The sequence below is a fragment of the Mesorhizobium sp. M8A.F.Ca.ET.161.01.1.1 genome (genome assembly GCF_004792105.1).
Lineage (GTDB): Bacteria > Pseudomonadota > Alphaproteobacteria > Rhizobiales > Rhizobiaceae > Mesorhizobium.
In genome coordinates, this window is sequence record NZ_SRTD01000293.1 from 1 (window position 1) to 326 (window position 326).

At 62.0% G+C, this 326-nt stretch carries 1 pseudogene; it reads left to right on the forward strand.

From position 1 onward, the window contains the following. Window positions 1-192: 192 nt before the first annotated feature. Window positions 193-326: pseudogene (locus tag EN804_RS38500) on the forward strand (sulfurtransferase); the annotation flags it as partial.

Consider the following 326-nt stretch of genomic DNA (forward strand, 5'->3'; position numbering starts at 1 on the left):
GCAAGCTCGGTTGGAAGATAGGCCTTGAAAATGTCGATCGCCATTCGTGTGTAGGCCATGTCCTCGGCACTTCGGATATGGCGCCCTGTGTTCGATTGGGGGTGCATGCGATAAAGTGCAAGGGCTTGCGGTTCGTACCAGACAGGAAACTGAGAAGCGATGCGGACCCACATCTCCCAGTCTTCACTGCATTTCAGCCGCCCCGAAGGCATTCCGGCGGAGTCGCTCGAAGGCGGCTTCGAGGCCTGGGCCGCCGCCAAGGCGCCATTGGTCGCGGCTAGCGCGATCCCGCCCCGCGACGAGAACGGTCGCACCGTCTGGGTCAC